Origin of the sequence: Paraburkholderia humisilvae (assembly GCF_902859855.1) — a bacterium.
Lineage (GTDB): Bacteria > Pseudomonadota > Gammaproteobacteria > Burkholderiales > Burkholderiaceae > Paraburkholderia > Paraburkholderia humisilvae.
This window is the reverse complement of sequence record NZ_CADIKH010000005.1, coordinates 100702-117685: the sequence shown is the minus strand read 5'-3', so window position 1 is coordinate 117685 and position 16984 is coordinate 100702. Positions and strand designations below refer to the sequence as shown.

Here is a 16984-nt window from a genome sequence, read left to right as displayed (position 1 = left end):
ATAAGCGATGCAGATTTTTCCCGGCGATAACGGCTTCCCGCGCCGGTCTGCTATTTTGCACTGTTTTGCGGCGTCGGCGCAGCACCGCCGGCGGGCGCCCCCTGCTTTTGCATCTGCTGCAACCGCGCGGTTAGCCCTTCGACGACGTCCGGCTCCTTGTACTGCTTCGCGAAGTCGAGCGCGGTGAGGCCCAACTGGTTCTTCACGTTCAGGTCCGCACCGCTGTCGAGCAGCAGCTTGACCGTCGACAGATGGCCGCCGCGCGCGGCCATCATCAGCGGCGTCGTGCCGTTCGGCGAACCGGCGTCGATATACGCGGAGTGATCGAGCAGCACCTTGATGACGTCGTCATGCCCGTTTGTCGCCGCGTAGTGCAGCGGCGTCCAGCCCTTCCGGTTCACCTCGGCGCCCTTTGAAATCAGCAGATTGACAAGTGGGACGTCGCCGTTGAGCGCCGCCATCATCATCGCATTTTCGCCAGCCTTGTCGACAATCTCGATGTTCGTCTTCGGGTTGTCGAGCAGCACCGCCGCGACCTTGTCCGATTTTTCACGCGCGGCCAGCACGAGCAGCGGGAAGCCGTAGTCGTCGGTCATGTTCGGGTCGATGCCATTGGCCAGCTGCTTTTTGATTTCCGCCACATCGTCGAACTTGACGGCCTTGATCACCGTGTTGTCCGCGGCCGCGGCCGCGGGCTGCGCAAGCAGCGTGAGCAGTGCCGCGCCGGCGACCGCACCGGCCAGTACCGTGCGCGCGGCGGCCAGAGCGGCGCGGCGACGCAGTCCACGGATTCGGAGATCAGCAAAATAGTTCTGCATATTTAACTTTAATAATATCTAGTAGCTTGTTGATATCAAGGCAAAAACTTCAAGCCAACCGTCATGCGTCAGCGGGCGCCTGAAGGCCGAACAGGCGGAAGAAGTTGCGCGTCGTCGCCGCGGCCAGTTCCGTATCCGGCATGTCGCGCTGCTGCGCGATGAAGCGTCCGACATAACTTACGTACGCAGGTTCATTAGGCTTGCCCCGATATGGCACGGGCGCGAGGTACGGCGAGTCGGTTTCGATCAGCAGACGATCGAGCGGCACGCGGCGCGCGACGTCCTGCACGTCGGTCGCACTCTTGAACGTGACGATACCCGATAGCGAAATGTAGAAATTTTGCGCGAGCGCCTGCTCGGCGATCGGCCACGGTTCGGTGAAGCAATGCATCACGCCGCCGGGTTCGCCGGCGCGTTCCTCGGCCATGATGCGCAGCGTGTCGTCCGCGGCCGCGCGCGTATGGATGATCAGCGGCTTGCGCGTGGCGTGCGCGGCACGGATATGCGTGCGAAAGCGCTCGCGCTGCCATTCCATGTCGGCAATCGAGCGGCCTTCGAGCCGGTAATAGTCGAGCCCCGTCTCGCCGATCGCGATCACCTTCGGATGCGCGGCCAGCTCGGCCAGCTGGGCCACGGTCGGCTCGCGCGCGTCCTCGTGGTCCGGATGCACACCGACCGATGCGTAGACGTTCTCGTGCCGCTCGGCGATGTCGAGCACCGACGGCAGCGTTTCCAGATCGACCGACACGCACAGCGCATGCGTCACCGCATGCTCGCGCATATTATCGAGCACCTGTGGCAGGCGCTCGGCGAGTCCTTCGAAGTTGATATGGCAATGTGAATCGACAAACATGGCAAATCCTGATTTAAGACACCTACGCTCAGCAAACCAGCGGGAAAGCGGTGAAGCGGGCCTCAGCTATGGACACAAGCGCCGCCCGACAATCACCAGGTCCCGTTCGATGCCGTCGAGCACGGCCACGCGCGGCAGCACGCCCCAATCGGCGAATCCGAAGCGGCGGAAAAGCCGCAGGCTCGATTCGTTATGGCCAAACACGAAGCCGAGCAGCGTATCGATGCCAAGCCCCGGCGCGGCCTCGAGCGCCGCTTCGAGCAGCGCCGTGCCGAGGCCTTTGCCGCGCGCGCCCGGGTCCAGATAGATGCTGATTTCGGCGGTGCGTCCGTATGCCGGGCGGCCGTAAAAGTCCGAAAAACTGAGCCACGCGATCACCTCGCCGCCTTCTTCGACCACCCATAGCGGCCGGCGTTGCGGCCCGTGCGCGTCGAACCACGCGCGGCGGCTGGCGACGCTGACCGGTTCGAGGTCCGCGGTCGCCTGCCGCGACGGCACCGTCGAGTTATAGATCGCGACGATCGCGGGCAGATCGTCGGGCGTGGCGTCGCGGTAGGAAAGCGTCATGGTTCGATACAGCGGTCGATCGGTATTGTAAAAGCGCGCAGGCATCGGTCGGGCTGCGCGCGGGCAGCCTGCCCTACGCGCGCCGCCATCTATCGCGCAGGCGGGCGCCCCCCCAAGTGGGCTCCCCAGCCGCTACGCGAACAGGTCGCGATAGCCAAGAAACAGCTCTTCAAAGACAAGCCGCGCGTTCAACGGATGGTTCTCGACCGCGCGCTGCCGCGTGACGCTCTTCATGAACCGGGCGAATGCGCCCGCATCCGCCTGCGCGGCGCAGCGCGCGAGCGCGGCCGTCGCTTCCGGAAAATAACGCGGCATGCCGGCCGTGCGCTGCGCGAGCAGATCGTACATCCAGCGCTGCAACCAGCCGAGCACGAGCGGCACCGGCAGCTTTTGCAGCGTCTCGCCGCAAGCAAACGCATCGCAGTCGCGGCCCGCCGCGAGCTGCTGCAGCGTCCAGTCACGCAGCGCGCGGCTGTCGTCGCGCGCGAGCGCCAGAGCCGCGAGCGGCGCGCCGCCCGCTTCGGCAAGCAACGCGCGGGCGTCGTCGACGTCTTGCGCGGTCAGCCACGCGGCCGCGACGTCGGGCGCGGGCGTCGCCAGCGGCCACTGGCGGCAACGGCTGATGATCGTCGGCAGCAACCGGTCGATGCGCGCGGACACCATCAGGAACACCACGCCCGCCGGTGGCTCCTCGAGCGTTTTCAACAGCGCGTTCGCCGCCGCGACATTGAGCGCCTCGGCCGGATACAGCACGACCACGCGCACCCCGCCGCGGTGCGAGCCGACCCCGCAGAAGTCCAGCAGCGCGCGCACCTGTTCGATACGGATTTCCTTGCTCGGCGCGCGGGTCTTTTTGCTGTCGTCCGCATCGGCCTTGTCCGCCGCCTTGTCGGCTTTCTCGTCGGCGCCCGCTGCCGCGAAGCCCGCTTCGGCCGCCAGCGCTTCCGGCAGCACGATCCGGTAGTCCGGGTGATTGCCTTGCACGAACCAGTGACAGGCCGCGCATTGACCGCACGGCTGGCCGTCGGCCTGCCGCGCCTCGCACAGCAGGCCCTGCGCGACATGCTGCGCAAAATGAAGCTTGCCGATGCCCGCCTGGCCATGCAGCAGCAGCGCATGTGGCCACGCACCGCGCAACTGCTGCAGCCGGCTCCATTCGTCGGTTTGCCAAGGATAGATCATTTCTTTTTAATTCAAATACTTGCGATTATATCTTCAAGTTTCTTCTGAATATACGGCATGCTCAGCGTTGAATCGATGATCACAAACCGGTAGGGCGCCTCTTCCGCGCGCCGCAGATATTCCGCGCGCGTGCGCGCAAAAAATGCATCCGACTCGCCTTCGAAACGGTCCGGCGCACGGGCCGCGCCGCGCCGCGCGCTTGCGGTGTCCGGCGGCACGTCGAACAGCACGGTCAGATCCGGCTGGAACCCGCCCTGCACCCAGCGCTCGAGCGCTTCGAGCTTGTCGCGCGGCAGCCCGCGCCCGCCGCCCTGGTACGCGAAAGTCGCATCGCTGAAGCGGTCGGAGAGCACCCAGTCGCCGCGCGCGAGCGCCGGCTCGATCACCTGCGCGAGGTGTTCGCGACGTGCCGCGAACATCAGCAACGCTTCGGTTTCCAGATCCATGGCCTGGTGCAGCAGGATCTCGCGCAGCGATTCGCCAAGCGGCGTACCGCCCGGCTCGCGCGTAACCACGACCGAGCGGCCGCCCGGCGCGACTTTCGCCTCGAGCCGTTGCCGGAACCAGCCGAGGTGCGTGGTCTTGCCCGCGCCGTCGATGCCCTCGAATGTGATGAATTTGCCGCGCGCCATCATTGCCCTCGAATGTATTTGTCGACGGCCTTGTTATGATCGCCGAGTGTGTCTGAAAAAATGCTGCTGCCGTCGCCACGCGACACGAAGTACAGCGCGTTCGTCTGCGCCGGATTCAATGCCGCTTGCAGCGACGCGACACCTGGCAGCGCGATCGGCGTCGGCGGCAATCCCATCCTCGTATAGGTATTGTAAGGAGTGTCCGTCAGCAGGTCGCGCTTGCGCAAATGGCCCGTGTAACTGTCGCCCATTCCGTAGATCACCGTCGGATCGGTCTGCAGCGGCATACCGACGCGCAGCCGGTTCGCAAATACGCCGGCCACCATCGGCCGGTCCGACGCCTTGCCGGTTTCCTTCTCGATGATCGACGCCATCGTCAGCGCCTCGTATGGCGTCTGGTAGGGCAACCCCGGCGCGCGGGTCGCCCACGCTTCGTCGATCCGCAGTTTCATCAGCCGGTACGCGCGACGATAGACGTCGAGGTCGCTCGTGTCCTTGTCGAATAGATAGGTGTCCGGGAAAAAGAGGCCCTCCGCGTTGCCGGTCGGCGTGGGCGGCACGCCGATCGCCTTCAGCAGGTCCGCGTCGGACAGTCCCGCGGATTCATGCCGCAATGCCGGATTCGCGTCCAGTTCCGCACGCATCCGCTTGAAGGTCCAGCCTTCGATCACGGTTGCCACGTATTCGTTCACATCGCCGCGCGCGATTTTCTGCAGAACGTCATACGGCGTCACGCCGCTCCTGAATTCATAATTGCCCGACTTCAGTTCCGCCTGCAGCCCGAGCGCGCGCGCCATCAGCACGAACAGTTCCGGCTCGACCGGCACACCGCCGCGGTTCAGCTGCGCGGTGACGCTGCGCAGACTGCTGTGCGGCTTGATCGTGACGTCCAGTTGGGGAGTAGCCAGGTTGATCGGCGTGGTGGCCCAGTGATATCCGCCAAAGGAAGCCGCCGCGGCCAGCACGACGAGCGCCGCGCCGGCCAGGAAACATTTCTTCAAAAGGGTCATGCGGGACAAGGCTCAGGTGAAGACCCATATAATAGCTGGTTGCCTTACCCTAAGTCATGCAGGGCCTACCGGATTTCCGCCTCCATGAACGCACCCCACGATTTCGCATCCGCCTCCGCAGCCCGCGCGGTTCACGCCGACGAGCACACGAGCACGCACCCCGTCACGGGCTCACAGGCCCCCATTTCCAGCGTTATATCAGGGTCGGCGCCCAGCGCGCCCGCCACCATGCCTACCACCCCGCCGGCCGGCGCACCGGCACGCGCGCCACTGGCGGCAGCGGCGCCGCTCGCTGCGTTGCCGAGGCCGGCGCGCGATGAGTTCGACGCGGCGCTCACGCGCGGCGCGTATATGCCGCTCACGCAATTCGGCGTGATCGACGTGACCGGCGACGATGCCGCGACCTTTCTGCACAGCCAGCTCACCAACGACACCCAGCATCTCGACGCGGCGAGCGCGCGCCTCGCCGGCTACTGCACGGCGAAGGGTCGTCTGCTCGCGTCGTTCCTCACGTGGCGTACGGGCGAAACCATCCGCCTGCTCGTGTCGCAGGATTTGCAGACGACCGTGCAGAAACGCCTGTCGATGTTCGTGTTGCGCGCGAAGGCGAAGCTCGCCGATGCGAGCGGCGCGCTCGCCGCGGTCGGTTTCGCCGGCGATGTGCGCGACGCGCTGTCGCGCGTGTTCGACGCATTGCCGGATGGCGTGCACGTGAAGGTCGACGGCCCCGCCGGGTCGCTGATCCGCGTGCCGGATGCGGCTGGTCGCCTGCGCTACCTGTGGGTCGGGCCGAAGACGGAGGTCGAAGCGCGGCTGCCCGCGCTCGATGCGAAGCTTGAGCGCGCGTCGGCCGCCGTTTGGGACTGGCTCGACATCCGCGCGGGTGAACCGCGCATCACGCAGCGCGTGGTTGAGCAGTTCGTACCGCAGATGATCAACTTCGACGTGCTGGGCGGCGTCAACTTCCGCAAGGGCTGCTACCCGGGCCAGGAAGTGGTAGCGCGCAGCCAGTATCGCGGCACGATCAAGCGGCGCACCGCGCTCGCGAATGTCGCGGGCGAGCCTGAGACCGTGCTGCCGGGCAGCGAACTCTTTCACGCCGATGACGCGGGCCAGCCGTGCGGCATGGTCGTCAACGCGGCCGCGGCGCCGGACGGTGGCGTCGATATGCTGGTCGAAATGAAGCTCGCGGCACTCGAGGCCGGCACGGTGCGACTCGGCGCAGCCGACGGGCCGGCGCTCACGTTCCTGCCGTTGCCGTACGCACTGCCGACCGACGCCTGAGACGCTGGGTCTGGCCGCTCCGCCCTTCTGCCGCCGCCCGCGTCGATGTGTGCGCGCGGCGGTGCAGTTGCGCTTCTGTTGACACCCATGTCAAGCATCTAACTGTCACCCCGCTCGACACCTCTGTTTGGCAGGTCGGTTTGACACCTCTGTTTGACACCTCTGTCGCGCCTCAGTTAGCACATCAATCAGCACACCAGTTGCACGCATGCCCGATGCAGGGTTGAATACGCGGCAACGGCCATCACCTGCACAGTACGGCCGTGGCCGCGACCGCCCAGGCCGCGACAGCGGCTTACCTTACAACCCCTACGGGCGACTTCACACGATGTGCCTGATTGTCTTCGACTGGCGGCCCGCCGCAACCGACGGCCCGCTCTTCACACTGGCGGCGAACCGCGATGAGTACCTGCGCCGCACCGCGGAGCCGATGCATTGGTGGGAGGACACGCCGGCGCTGCTCGCCGGTCGCGATCTGACGGGCGGCGGCACATGGCTCGGCATGACGCGCGACGGCCGCTTCGCCGCGCTGACCAACTATCGCGCGCCCCATGCGGTACGTCCCGATGCGCCGACCCGCGGCACGCTCGTCAGCCACTGGCTGATGCGCGAACCGGGCGCGACGCCGCTCGACTACCTGCACGAGGTCGCGCAAAGCGGCGACCTGTACAACGGCTTCAATCTACTGGTCGGAGACTGGGCGCGGCGCGAACTCGCGTGGTACTGCAACTGCTCACCGCAGGCGCCAGCGCTGCTCGCTGAAGGCACACACGGCATCTCGAACGCGGTGCTCGATACGCCGTGGCCGAAGCTCGTCAGTAAACGTGCGACGCTGGCCGACGCGCTGGAGGACAATCCGGTAGCGCCACTCGCTGGTCTGATCGACATGATGCGTGACACGCGCGTCGCCCGCGACGACGAATTGCCGGCCACCGGCGTCTCGCTCGAGTTCGAACGCGCGCTGTCCGCGCCGTTTATCGAAATGCCCGAATACGGAACGCGCGGCACGACCGCGCTGCGCGTGCTCGCGCACGGTGAACGTTTCTCTGTGCAAACCACCGAACGCAGCGACGATAACGGCTCGCATCGGATCAAGCGGCCCGGCGACTACGAACGCAGCTTCGCATTCGATATCGAATCGTGAACGGCGACGCAGCGGTGCACGCGCCGCTCGTCCTTCACCCGATACCGAACGCCGCCCGTAACGCCGCCGCCGCGTCGGCATGCGCGTGCGCGACCCCGGGCACGTAGCCGCCCATCTTGAAGAACTCGTGGATCATCCCATCGTAGCGTTCTAGCGTGACCGCGTTGCCCGCGGCGCGCAGTTTGTCCGCGTAGGCGGCGCCCTCGTCGCTCAGCGGATCATATTCAGCGATTGCGATCCACGCCGGCGCGACGCCGCCGAAAGCGGGCGCGCCGCGTGTGCCGTCGAGCGGCGCGAAGCGCCAGTCGCAGCGGTCGTCCACATCGCGCAGATATTGTGTGAAGAACCATTGGATCGTCGTCGCCGACAGCAGAAAACCGTCGGCCAGCCGCGCATGCGATTCGGTCTGCTGATGGCTCGTCGTGCCCGGGTAGATCAGCAGTTGCAACGCGACCGGCAAGCCCGCATCGCGTGCGAGCACCGCGCAGACGGTTGCCAGCGTACCGCCTGCGCTGTCGCCGCCGAGCGCGATGCGCGACACGTCGATCGCGTAAGCGGCGGCATTCGTGTGCAACCAGCTGAACGCGTCGAACGCGTCGTCGACCGCGGTCGGAAACTTGTGCTCGGGCGCGAGCCGATAGTCGACCGATAGCACCGCGCACTGCGCGTCGCGGGCAAACATCCGGCACAGCGCGTCGTGCGTCGCGACGCTGCCGACCGTAAAACCGCCGCCATGAAAATAGACGAGCGCCGGCACAGGTTGCGCCCAATGCGGTTCGACTGGCTGATAGAGCCGCGTGCGGATCGTCGAGCCATCGCGCACCGGCACCGCGAGGTCTTCAACCGAGAACATCGGCGCACTCGCAATCTCAAGGATCGGCGCGCTCTTTTCATACGAAGCGCGCGCCTGCTGCGCGGTGAGTTCGTGGTACGGGGGGCGCTTCGCGCGCTCGATCATCTCGAGAATCTGCTCGATCTTCGGGTTCAACGGCATCGTGCTTCAGGCGCTCTCTGCGCTCTGTTCCAGGGTCATTCCGGCGACCGATGATGCCACAGAGCCCGACAGTACCGATGCCATGCGCGCCAGGCGCCGTACCGCTGCGCGCAGGCAGCTTATCCATCATGCGAACTTTTGACGCCGATACTCGCGCGAAGGCAAGCGCCCGACCCGCAGCTGACGCGATCTACGCGTCGCGCCTGAGCGACATCGGATCGGTCGGCAAGCGGCGCTCTTCGATATCCGCATGACGCAGCTTCACCGCTTCGAGAATGGCCGAATGCGTGATGATGTAGAAACGCCCATCGCGCACCGCGTCGAATGTGAGCGCCGCGATGTCGGCCGCGCTCTTTCTGCCCGACTGCACCGCGCGCTGCAGTTGCCGGTCCGCGGCGCGGCGCGATTCGCTCGGTGGCGCGGCATTGTACAGCCCGGCGGGACGTGCCCGCTCGGAGTCGGCAATGCCGGTCGGCGCGTACGCGGGACACAGCAGCGAGCAGCCGACCGGCGCGCCCGTCTGGCGCAGATCGTGATAGAGCGTCTCGGTCAGCGACACCACCGCATGCTTCGACGCGTTATAGATGCCCATCGCGGACGGCGACAGCAGCCCCGCGACCGATGCGGTATTGACGATATGCGCAGGCTCGTTCTGCCGCAGCATGATCGGTGTAAACACGCGCACGCCGTGCGCAACGCCCATCACGTTGACGCCTAACACCCACGACCAGTCGTTCGCCGAGCATTCCCACAGATAGCCGAGCGCGCCGACGCCCGCGTTGTTGAACAGCAGATGCACGCGGCCGAACGCGTCGAGCGCCGCCTGGGCGAGTGCTTCGACCTCCTCGCCGCACGCCACGTCGGTGCGCACGCCGATCGCATCGGCGCCCACCGCGCGCAGTTCGCCGACCGCGCGCACCAGCGCCGCTTCGTCGATATCGGCCAGCACGAGCTTCATGCCGAGCGCCGCGCCCTTGTCGGCGAACGCGCGGCCAAAGCCGCTCGCCGCGCCGGTGATCACCGCGACCTTTCCTGCAAATTCGAACATCGAGACTCCCGCCAACCGGCATACGCGCGGCCCGTGCCCGGCGAAGCCGCCGGGCCAGACGCTCAGATCAGCTTGACGATCTGCTTGCCGAAGTTTTGTCCGTTGAGCATGCCGACAAACGCCTGCGGCGCGGCGTCGAGCCCAAGCGCCACCGTTTCCCGGTAATGCAGCTTCTGTTGCGCGACGAGTTCGCCAAGCTGCTTCAGCGCATCGGGCCATATGTCGAGGTGTTCATAGACGACAAAGCCCTGCAGCACCAGCCGCTGCGTGAGGATCACACCAACCTGCGTGAGCGGGACAGGCTTCGCGTCGTAGCGCGAGATCATCCCGCACACCGCCACGCGGCCGTGCGCATTCATCCGTGCAAGCGTCGTATCGAAGACCGCGCCGCCGACATTTTCGAAGCAGCCGTCGACGCCGTTCGGCGTCGCGCTGTCGAGGTCTTCGTGCAGCCGGCCCGCCTTGTAGTCGACGCACGCATCGAAGCCGAGCGTCTCGACCGCATACCGGCATTTTTCCGGTCCGCCCGCGATGCCGACCGCGCGGCACCCGGCCAGCTTCGCGAGTTGCCCGACCACGCTGCCGACCGCGCCGCTCGCCGCGCTGACGACGATCGTCTCGCCCGCCTGCGGCGCGATGATCCGGTTCAACCCATACCACGCGGTCACGCCGGGCATGCCAACCACGCCGAGGTACGCGGAGAGCGGCACGCGCGCATCGTCGATCTTCGTCACGCCGTAGCCGTCCGACGTGCCGTATTCCTGCCAGCCGAACACGCCGACCACCTTGTCGCCGACCGCGAATGACCGATGCTTCGACTCGACGACCTCGCCCACCGCGCCGCCGATCATCACCTCATCGAGCGGCTGCGGCTTCGCGTACGACTTGCTGTCGCTCATCCGGCCACGCATATACGGATCGAGCGACAGATAGTGGTTGCGCACGCGGAACTGGCCGTCGGCGAGCGGTGCAAGCGGGGTTTCGACAAGACGGAAGTTGTCGACGCTCGCCGCGCCTTGCGGGCGCGACACGAGCAGAATCTGACGGTTGATCGCGGTCATCGCTGTCTCCTGCTTCAGGTTATCGGCTTGTGTGCACGGTGCGGCAAAGGCCCGGCGGCGAAGCAACCGCGCTATGCGATCCTGCTGCGTATCGGCATGGGTCAGCCGTCGCTCGGCCCGGGTTTCGCCGATGGATCGGTGCGCTGCCGCTGCTGCACGACGTCGCGGCCCACCGCGAGCCGCCGCATGTACTTGAACGTGCCGAGCGCCTTCGCGACAAAGTGGCCCTCGGTGTCGCGAATCTCGCCTTCACAGTAGGCCATCGTCGTCGAGCGGTGCAACACGCGGCCGGTCGCGCGCAATTCGCCGCGCCCCGGCTGCATGAAATTCACCTTCATTTCGACGGTGACCACGCCGACGCCGTCCGCGGCCAGACTGCGCGCGGCCATCGCCAGCGCGACATCGGCGAGCGTCATCGTGACGCCGCCGTGCGCGACGTTCCATGTATTCAGGTGATCGGGCGCGAGCGGCAGCACGACTTCGCTCGTGCCGTCCGCGGCAGCGAGCACGCGCACACCGAGATGATCAACGAACGGACTTTCGATCGCCGGCGGCGCTGCGACGGCGCCGCGCGCCGTCGTGTGTTGCGATTCAGTCATCACAGGTCATCACACTTCGTAATCGACGCATTCGCGCGACTCGCGCACCTTGCCGACAAACGCTTTCAGCGCTTCGTGCGTCGGGTGGATCTGGTAAGCGTCGAGCGTGGCCTTGTCGGTGAAATCGGAGACCAGCACGACGTCGTACGTGGATTCGAGACCGGGCTTCGCGAGCCCGACTTCGAGATGCAGGATGCCGGGAACGATCGAGCGGCAGCCTTCGAGCTTTTCCTTCAGCTGCACCGCGTTTTCCGCGCGCGTCGCGCCCTCGGCCTGTTCCTTCAGCTTCCACATCACGATGTGACGAATCACGGTCTGCTCCTTGTCGATATGTCGTTGTCGATCGATGCCGGGCGCTCGCGCCGCGGCGCCCGCGCATCGCGAAATAATAACCCGCTCTGTTCATTGCGATGCGGCAGACGCGCACGGCCGTTCGCAATGCGAGCCCGTGCCGCGCGCGCACCCCGCCGGAAAAAACAGACGCTCGGCGGCAAACCGACCGGCAATGGCAAGCGCAACGTTTCCTATACTTTCTGCATCCCCTCATCCCGTCGTTGTCCGCGCCATTACGCATCGAACACGCTGCCGGTCTGCGCGCGACCCGCAGACCGCGTGGCGTCATCAGGCCCGTGCGCCCGCTTGTATCTGTTGCAGCGTCTGTTTTATCGAAGCAGGCCATGCATCAGCGGGAACGCGTTCGCGCGCTCATCCATGCTCGCCGCGGCCGTTCGCGCACGGTAGTAATTCGCCACCCTACTTTGCGAGGGCAATATGGCTACTTACATCATGCTGATCAACTGGACCGATCAGGGCATCCGGTCCGTCAAGGACACCGTCAAGCGCGCGCACGCGTTCCGCGAAGTCGCACAGGGACTCGGCGCGACGCTTGGCGCGCTCAAATGGACACTGGGCGCCTATGACCTCGTGGTTTCAATGGACTGCCCGGATGACGAAACCGCCACCCGTGTCGGGCTCGCGCTCGGTCTGCAGGGCAACGTGCGCAGCTCGACGCTGCGCGCGTTCGGTGAAGACGAGATGGAGCGTATCCTCAGCGGCCTCAAGTAAGGCCGCGGCCGATGCGGCGGCGGCCGCTGCCGGGACGGCGGGTTAAGCGGCAATGTTCGCGTTGCCGATCAGTCGTCGGTCCGATGGCTGCCGGCGCTCGAGCCGGCAGCGGCGAGCGGATGCCGCGCGCGTGCGGACCCGCGCATACGGCAGCGCTTTAGTCTGGCCACCCCGGTACAATGGCCCGCACCCCCCCGCTCCTGTCGAGGTGCCGGCCATGTTCTCCGATCGTGTCGTCCGCTGCTTCGTACGCTTCGTTGTTGTCATGTTTGCCGTCGCCGGCCCGTTGGGCTCATTAGGCGGCTGCGCCGGATGGTTCGGTCAGGACCCGTTGCGCGTGAACGTCGCGGGCCTCGAGCCGCTCGATAGCCAGGGAATGGAAGTGCGCTTCAATCTGAAACTGCGCATCCAGAATCCGAACAGCGCACCGGTCGACTACAGCGGTATTTCCGTCGATCTGGAACTGAACGGCAAGGCATTCGCATCCGGTGTGAGTCCCGCGTCCGGCAGCGTGCCGGCATTCGGCGAAGCGATCATCAGCGTACCGGTGACCGTCTCCGCGCTGACCGCGCTCCAGCAGATGTTCACATTCATCGATCGCTCGCAACACGGGCAGGTCGAGTACGTGCTGCGTGGCCGGCTCGCCGGCACCGGCGTGAGCGGCAGCACACGGTTTATCGATCAAGGCTCGCTGCCGATCCCGTTCCCGAATACCGGCACGGATTCATGACTCACGCCGGCGGTACTTCAACCGTCTTGCCGCGCAACGCGACCGCGATCGAGCTGCCGATCACCAGCGCGATGCCGGCCACCGATACCAGCCCGATCGTTTCGCCCCACGCGAGATAGCCGAACAGGGTCGCCCAGACAATGCTCGTGTAGTTGTACGGCGCGAGCGCGCTGGCGCTGGCGTCCCGGAACGCGATCGTCATCAGGATCTGCCCGGTGCCCGCGAGCATGCCGATCAGCGCCATCAGCGCGAGCGCATCGAGCGTCGGCGTGCGCCACAGGAACGGCAGCGACAACCCGCTCACGAGCGTGCCGATCAACGTGAAGTACAGCACCGCGACGCTCGAATCTTCAGTCGGCTTGAAGTGTTTGATCTGGATGATCGACAACGCACCGGTGATCGCGCTCAGGATTAGCAGCAGTGGACCCAGCCATGCATGACTGCCGCTCGGCCGCACGATCAGCAGCACGCCGATAAAACCGATCGCGGCCGCGGCCGCATCGCGGCGCCGCAGCGCTTCTTTCAGCAGCAGCGGCGCGAGCACGATCACAAATAGCGATTCCGAGTACAGGATCGCCACGGCTTCGGACAACGGCACATACGGCAGCCCGGCGAAGAACAGCCCGAGTGTGACGAGCAGCGTGAGTGCCCGCAGCGTCTGCCTACGCAGGTTCAGTGTTTTCAGCCGCTCGCGCAATGGCGTGCCGTGCATACACATCGCGAGCGCCGGTGCGAGGCCGAACAGCATGCGGAAGAACGTCAGCACATTGGCCGGATACTGCAGCGCGACCGATTTCGCGAGCGCGTCGACCAGTGCGAAGCAGAACATCGCGAGCAGAATCTGCACGATGCTGCGCGAACTGATGACATGCGGACGGGCGACTGAAACGGACATGGGCGCGCGAAGAAAATAGATGCATAGGGCCGCTGATCATGCGGGACCCCACGCGCTCCGTCAAGGCAAAGCGTCGCGCATGTCCGTGCACGCGCAAGCTTGTCAATGCACGGAGTGCAGGTATGGTGAAGCAGCGATATGTCGTGTGCATCAGAACCTTCGCCCCACCAACCGGAACGCGACGCCGCTAACCCAACAGATCCGCCGCACGCACGCGCTTGACACCGGCGGCGGTCATCTCGCGCCACGCCGCCTCGAGCGAGCCGTTCAGGTCGATCGCGCGGGTCGCGTCTTCGATCACCGCGACCTCGAACCCGGCCGCGCGCGCATCGAGCGACGACCACGCCACGCAAAAGTCGGTCGCGAGCCCGCAGCACCACACACGCTTGACACCGGTGTCACGCAAATAGCCGGTCAGGCCGGTCGGTGTCGTATGGTCTGCTTCGACGAACGCCGAATAGCTGTCGACGTGCTCATGATGCCCTTTGCGTATCACCGCGCGTGCATGCGGTATGTCGAGATCGCGATGAAACGCGGCGCCCGGCGTGTCCTGCACGCAATGCACCGGCCACAGCACCTGCTCGCCATACGGCAGCGTCATGAACTCGAACGGCTTGCGGCCCGCGTGATTCGCGGCGAACGAGATATGCGAGCGCGGATGCCAGTCCTGTGTCAGCACGACGTGGGTGAACCGGCACGCGAGCCGGTTCGTGAGCGGTATCACCTCATCCGCGCGCGCGACCGCGAGCGCGCCGCCGGGCATAAAGTCGTTTTGCACGTCGATCACCAGCAGCACGTCCTCGACTTGCCTGATCTCGCGCTTCGATTGCGCTGTCATCGCCTTACCTCGTATTCGCTGTTGAAGTCACCGGAGCACTATCCGTTGAAACGCCGACCTTGCGCGGCACGCTCGACCAGGCCCGGCGCGATCTCCCACGCGTCGCCGTTCGGCTGCGCCGCGTAGCGGCGAACGGCGCGCTCGACCTCGGCCAGACCAACCGTGTCCGCGTATAGCATCGGGCCGCCCCGCCACAGCGGAAAGCCGTATCCCGTCAGATAGACCATGTCGATATCGGACGCTTTCGCCGCGATCCCTTCGTCGAGAATCTTCGCGCCTTCGTTGACGAGCGCGAACACGAGCCGCTCGACGATTTCATCGTCGCTCAGCGCGCGGCGCCGGATTCCCGCTGCTTGCGCATGCGCGACGATCATGTCGTCGACGAGCTTCGACGGATAGGCGCTCCGCTCGCCGGCCTTATAGTGATACCAGCCGCCGCCGGTCTTCTGCCCAAAGCGGCCCATCTCGCACAGCCGGTCGGCCACCTTCGGATAGCGCTGCTCCGGATGCTCGCGATAACGTCGTTTGCGGATCGCCCAGCCGATATCGTTGCCGGCAAGATCGCTCATCCGGAACGGCCCCATCGCGAAACCGAATGCCTCGATCGCATGATCGACCTGCGCGGGCAGCGCGCCCTCTTCGATCATAAACAGCGACTGGCGGATGTACTGCTCGATCATCCGGTTGCCGATAAAGCCGTCGCAGACGCCCGCGACCACCGCGGTCTTGCCGATCTTCCTGGCAAGCTTCATCACGGTCGCGAGCACATCCTTCGCGGTTTGCGCGCCGCGCACGACCTCGAGCAGCTTCATCACGTGCGCCGGACTGAAGAAATGCAGGCCGACCACGTCCTGCGGACGCTGCGTGGACGCAGCGATCCGGTTCAAGTCGAGCGTCGACGTATTCGACGCGAGTATCGCGCCGGGCTTCGCCAGCCGATCGATACGGCGAAACACCTGCTCCTTCACGTCGAGATCCTCGAATACCGCTTCGACGATCAGGTCCGCGTGTTTCAGACTGGCGTACGACACCGACGGATGAATCCGCGCCAGCCGTTCCTCGGCCACTTGCGCGCTCAGCTTGCCTTTCTTCACCGACGCGTCGTAGTTTTTCCGGATCGTCTCGAGACCACGCTCGAGCGCCTCTTCGCCGGTGTCGACCAGCGTGACGGGCAAGCCGGCATTGACAAAGCTCATCGCGATGCCACCGCCCATCGTGCCCGCGCCGATTACCGCAATCTGCGCGATCGCGCGGGTCGGCGTGTCGGACGGCACATCGGCGATCTTGCTCGCCGCGCGTTCACCGAAAAACGCGTGACGCAGCGCGCGGCTTTCCGGCGACTGCACGAGCGCGACGAAGCATTCGCGCTCGAACGCGAGCCCCTTATCGAATCCATGAAGCACGCCGGCTTCGATTGCATCGATACATCGACGTGGCGCGGGAAAGTGTTGCGCGGTTTCGGCGATCTGACGACGCGCGGACTCGATGCACATCGCCGCATCCGGCGCGTCGATCGCGCGCTCGCGCAGCCGCGGGTGCGCTCCGGGCCGCGCGCCCACTTCCCGCGCAAACGCCAGCGCGGCCTGCAGCCCATCGCCGTCGACCACCTTGTCGAATAGCGCAGTCCCGGCGAGCGTCTCGGACATCGCCGGCGTGCCCGACACGATCATGTCGAGCGCGGCCCGCAACCCGAGCGCGCGCGGCAATCGCTGCGTGCCGCCCGCGCCGGGCAGAATGCCGAGCTTCACCTCCGGCAGCGCGATCTGCGTGCCGCGAGCGGCGACCCGGTAGTGCGCGCCGAGCGCGAGTTCGAGGCCACCGCCCATCGCGACGCCATGCAGTGCCGCGACGACCGGCTTCGCGCTGCGTTCGAGCGCCTGAATGACGGCGCCCAGCATCGGCTGCTGCGTCGCTTTCGGCGTGTTGAACTCGGTGATGTCGGCGCCGCCGCAGAACACCTTGCCGGCCCCGTTCAACACGATCGCAGTCAGCGCCGGGTCCTGCTGCGCGCGCTCGAGCGCGTCGACGATCCCGGCCCGCATCGAATGGCCAAGACCGTTCACCGGCGGGTTATTCAGTGTGATGACGGCCACCCCGTCGTGCGTCGTGTAGTCGACTGCCATCTGCATGCCTCCATTGGTCCGGCGAAGCTGCGTATCCGCGGAAGCTGCGTATCCGGGGAAGCTGCGTATCTGTTGAAGCGGCGCAGTGCGTGCGCGCCGCGCGCGACACGGCTTCGGCCGAACGCTTCTGTCATTGTCCGC

General features: G+C 65.9%; 18 protein-coding genes. 4 read left to right on the top strand and 14 right to left on the bottom strand.

The window, feature by feature from the left end:
• Positions 1–50: 50 nt before the first annotated feature.
• The 6 genes from HV796_RS06540 to mltG form a co-directional block, all read right to left on the bottom strand.
• Positions 51–818 (bottom strand): ankyrin repeat domain-containing protein, encoded by a 768-nt coding sequence (locus HV796_RS06540; RefSeq protein ID WP_175225656.1) that lies wholly within the window; start codon positions 816–818, stop codon positions 51–53.
• 61 nt (positions 819–879) lie between these two features.
• Positions 880–1671: a TatD family hydrolase gene (locus HV796_RS06535; protein WP_175225655.1), complete on the bottom strand. Its 792-nt coding sequence runs from the start codon at positions 1669–1671 to the stop codon at positions 880–882.
• Between the two features lie 66 nt (positions 1672–1737).
• Complete coding sequence (locus HV796_RS06530) at positions 1738–2238, bottom strand: GNAT family N-acetyltransferase (protein WP_175225654.1); 501 nt, start codon at positions 2236–2238, stop codon at positions 1738–1740.
• Positions 2239–2370: 132 nt separating this feature from the next.
• The gene (locus HV796_RS06525; RefSeq protein ID WP_175225653.1) at positions 2371–3420 is read right to left on the bottom strand and encodes a DNA polymerase III subunit delta'; all 1050 of its coding nucleotides are present in this window, start codon (positions 3418–3420) and stop codon (positions 2371–2373) included.
• An 11-nt stretch (positions 3421–3431) separates the two neighbouring features.
• Positions 3432–4052 carry a dTMP kinase gene (tmk, locus tag HV796_RS06520; protein WP_175225652.1) on the bottom strand — a complete coding sequence of 207 codons (621 nt, stop codon included), beginning with the start codon at positions 4050–4052 and terminating at the stop codon, positions 3432–3434.
• The gene (gene mltG / locus HV796_RS06515) at positions 4052–5062 is read right to left on the bottom strand and encodes an endolytic transglycosylase MltG (RefSeq protein WP_175225651.1); all 1011 of its coding nucleotides are present in this window, start codon (positions 5060–5062) and stop codon (positions 4052–4054) included. Before mltG ends, tmk begins: the two co-directional genes overlap by 1 nt.
• A gap of 228 nt (positions 5063–5290) precedes the next feature.
• Here mltG and ygfZ point away from each other — a divergent pair, with 228 nt between their 5' ends.
• Together ygfZ and HV796_RS06505 are read left to right on the top strand one after the other, a co-directional pair.
• Positions 5291–6346: a CAF17-like 4Fe-4S cluster assembly/insertion protein YgfZ gene (gene ygfZ / locus HV796_RS06510; protein ID WP_175225650.1), complete on the top strand. Its 1056-nt coding sequence runs from the start codon at positions 5291–5293 to the stop codon at positions 6344–6346.
• Positions 6347–6674: 328 nt separating this feature from the next.
• Positions 6675–7490, top strand: coding sequence for an NRDE family protein (locus tag HV796_RS06505; RefSeq protein ID WP_175225649.1), 816 nt, complete (start codon positions 6675–6677; stop codon positions 7488–7490).
• A gap of 34 nt (positions 7491–7524) precedes the next feature.
• Here the strand turns inward: HV796_RS06505 and HV796_RS06500 are convergent, their stop codons facing one another.
• The 5 genes from HV796_RS06500 to HV796_RS06480 form a co-directional block, all read right to left on the bottom strand.
• A complete protein-coding gene (locus tag HV796_RS06500; RefSeq protein ID WP_175225648.1) occupies positions 7525–8484 on the bottom strand; it encodes an alpha/beta hydrolase in 960 nt (319 codons plus the stop codon).
• A 190-nt stretch (positions 8485–8674) separates the two neighbouring features.
• Positions 8675–9532, bottom strand: a complete 858-nt coding sequence (locus HV796_RS06495; RefSeq protein ID WP_175225647.1) for an SDR family oxidoreductase — start codon at positions 9530–9532, stop codon at positions 8675–8677.
• Positions 9533–9594: 62 nt separating this feature from the next.
• Positions 9595–10593, bottom strand: coding sequence for an NADP-dependent oxidoreductase (locus HV796_RS06490; RefSeq protein WP_175225646.1), 999 nt, complete (start codon positions 10591–10593; stop codon positions 9595–9597).
• A 101-nt stretch (positions 10594–10694) separates the two neighbouring features.
• Positions 10695–11192, bottom strand: a complete 498-nt coding sequence (locus tag HV796_RS06485) for a PaaI family thioesterase (protein WP_175225645.1) — start codon at positions 11190–11192, stop codon at positions 10695–10697.
• A gap of 9 nt (positions 11193–11201) precedes the next feature.
• Positions 11202–11504 (bottom strand): Dabb family protein, encoded by a 303-nt coding sequence (locus HV796_RS06480; RefSeq protein WP_175225644.1) that lies wholly within the window; start codon positions 11502–11504, stop codon positions 11202–11204.
• A gap of 459 nt (positions 11505–11963) precedes the next feature.
• Between HV796_RS06480 and HV796_RS06475 the strand changes: the two genes are divergently transcribed.
• Entirely contained in the window at positions 11964–12257 is a 294-nt protein-coding gene (locus HV796_RS06475) for a GYD domain-containing protein (protein ID WP_175225643.1), read from the top strand.
• Positions 12258–12474: 217 nt separating this feature from the next.
• Complete coding sequence (locus HV796_RS06470) at positions 12475–12987, top strand: LEA/WHy family protein (RefSeq protein ID WP_175225642.1); 513 nt, start codon at positions 12475–12477, stop codon at positions 12985–12987.
• Between the two features lies 1 nt (position 12988).
• Here the strand turns inward: HV796_RS06470 and HV796_RS06465 are convergent, their stop codons facing one another.
• The 3 genes from HV796_RS06465 to HV796_RS06455 all read right to left on the bottom strand — a co-directional run bounded on the left by HV796_RS06465 (position 12989) and on the right by HV796_RS06455 (position 16843).
• Complete coding sequence (locus HV796_RS06465) at positions 12989–13882, bottom strand: DMT family transporter (protein WP_175225641.1); 894 nt, start codon at positions 13880–13882, stop codon at positions 12989–12991.
• A 187-nt stretch (positions 13883–14069) separates the two neighbouring features.
• Positions 14070–14720 carry a bifunctional nicotinamidase/pyrazinamidase gene (gene pncA / locus HV796_RS06460; RefSeq protein WP_377693488.1) on the bottom strand — a complete coding sequence of 217 codons (651 nt, stop codon included), beginning with the start codon at positions 14718–14720 and terminating at the stop codon, positions 14070–14072.
• A 38-nt stretch (positions 14721–14758) separates the two neighbouring features.
• Positions 14759–16843, bottom strand: coding sequence for a 3-hydroxyacyl-CoA dehydrogenase NAD-binding domain-containing protein (locus tag HV796_RS06455; RefSeq protein WP_175225640.1), 2085 nt, complete (start codon positions 16841–16843; stop codon positions 14759–14761).
• Between the last annotated feature and the right edge of the window lie 141 nt (positions 16844–16984).

What these genes read in the sequence shown, in the direction of transcription:
- HV796_RS06540 (WP_175225656.1), bottom strand. Translation starts at nt 818, where the DNA reads ATGCAGAACTATTTTGCTGATCTCCGAATCCGTGGACTGCGTCGCCGC.
- HV796_RS06535 (WP_175225655.1), bottom strand. Translation starts at nt 1,671, where the DNA reads ATGTTTGTCGATTCACATTGCCATATCAACTTCGAAGGACTCGCCGAG.
- HV796_RS06530 (WP_175225654.1), bottom strand. Translation starts at nt 2,238, where the DNA reads ATGACGCTTTCCTACCGCGACGCCACGCCCGACGATCTGCCCGCGATC.
- HV796_RS06525 (WP_175225653.1), bottom strand. Translation starts at nt 3,420, where the DNA reads ATGATCTATCCTTGGCAAACCGACGAATGGAGCCGGCTGCAGCAGTTG.
- tmk (WP_175225652.1), bottom strand. Translation starts at nt 4,052, where the DNA reads ATGGCGCGCGGCAAATTCATCACATTCGAGGGCATCGACGGCGCGGGC.
- mltG (WP_175225651.1), bottom strand. Translation starts at nt 5,062, where the DNA reads ATGACCCTTTTGAAGAAATGTTTCCTGGCCGGCGCGGCGCTCGTCGTG.
- ygfZ (WP_175225650.1), top strand. Translation starts at nt 5,291, where the DNA reads ATGCCTACCACCCCGCCGGCCGGCGCACCGGCACGCGCGCCACTGGCG.
- HV796_RS06505 (WP_175225649.1), top strand. Translation starts at nt 6,675, where the DNA reads ATGTGCCTGATTGTCTTCGACTGGCGGCCCGCCGCAACCGACGGCCCG.
- HV796_RS06500 (WP_175225648.1), bottom strand. Translation starts at nt 8,484, where the DNA reads ATGCCGTTGAACCCGAAGATCGAGCAGATTCTCGAGATGATCGAGCGC.
- HV796_RS06495 (WP_175225647.1), bottom strand. Translation starts at nt 9,532, where the DNA reads ATGTTCGAATTTGCAGGAAAGGTCGCGGTGATCACCGGCGCGGCGAGC.
- HV796_RS06490 (WP_175225646.1), bottom strand. Translation starts at nt 10,593, where the DNA reads ATGACCGCGATCAACCGTCAGATTCTGCTCGTGTCGCGCCCGCAAGGC.
- HV796_RS06485 (WP_175225645.1), bottom strand. Translation starts at nt 11,192, where the DNA reads ATGACTGAATCGCAACACACGACGGCGCGCGGCGCCGTCGCAGCGCCG.
- HV796_RS06475 (WP_175225643.1), top strand. Translation starts at nt 11,964, where the DNA reads ATGGCTACTTACATCATGCTGATCAACTGGACCGATCAGGGCATCCGG.
- HV796_RS06470 (WP_175225642.1), top strand. Translation starts at nt 12,475, where the DNA reads ATGTTCTCCGATCGTGTCGTCCGCTGCTTCGTACGCTTCGTTGTTGTC.
- HV796_RS06465 (WP_175225641.1), bottom strand. Translation starts at nt 13,882, where the DNA reads ATGTCCGTTTCAGTCGCCCGTCCGCATGTCATCAGTTCGCGCAGCATC.
- pncA (WP_377693488.1), bottom strand. Translation starts at nt 14,720, where the DNA reads ATGACAGCGCAATCGAAGCGCGAGATCAGGCAAGTCGAGGACGTGCTG.
- HV796_RS06455 (WP_175225640.1), bottom strand. Translation starts at nt 16,843, where the DNA reads ATGGCAGTCGACTACACGACGCACGACGGGGTGGCCGTCATCACACTG.